At 55.3% G+C, this 692-nt stretch carries 1 protein-coding gene; it reads left to right on the forward strand.

Annotated elements, in window-relative coordinates:
• On the forward strand, positions 1–692 hold a 692-nt coding region (locus tag AAC147_RS09400; protein WP_047686415.1), incomplete at both ends, for a condensation domain-containing protein.

Raw genomic sequence — 692 nt, forward strand, 5'->3', positions numbered from 1 at the left:
TACGCCCTGTGGCAGCGCCAATGGTTGCAGGGAGACAGACTGGATCAGCAGGTAAACTACTGGCGCAATACACTACAGGATGCGCCGGTTTTGCTGGAACTGCCCACCGACCGCGTCCGACCGCTGGAACAAAGCTACCGGGGAGATCTGGTTCGCTTTACCCTGTCCCCTGCACTCAGCACCGGTTTACATGCCCTGAGCCAGCGTCATGGCACCACCCTGTTTATGACCCTGCTGGCCGGCTGGGCGGTTTTACTGTCACGGCTCAGTGGTCAATCCGATGTGGTTATCGGCACGCCGGTCGCCAACCGCCAGTACCGTGAATTAGAGCCGCTGATGGGGTTCTTCGCCAATACACTGGCCTTAAGGGTCCGGCTGGAAGATAACCCTACCATCCAGCAGTTATTAGCCCGTGTCAAAGCCCATGCGCTGGACGCCTACGCCCATCAGGATTTGCCTTTTGAACAGTTAGTGGAGGCATTACAACCGCCACGCAGCCTGAGTCACAGCCCGATATTTCAGGTGATGCTGGATCTGGACAATACCGCCAAGCAACAGCATTTTGATCTGCCGGCATTGATGCTCAGTGAACTGCCGTTAGACAGAAAAACCACCCAGTTTGATTTGTCACTGTCACTCAGTGACACCGAAAACGGGTTAACCGGTGAACTGGAATACGCCAGTGATCTGTT

Source organism: Xenorhabdus sp. NBAII XenSa04 (assembly GCF_963866145.1).
In the GTDB taxonomy this organism is placed as follows: Bacteria; Pseudomonadota; Gammaproteobacteria; order Enterobacterales; family Enterobacteriaceae; genus Xenorhabdus; species Xenorhabdus indica.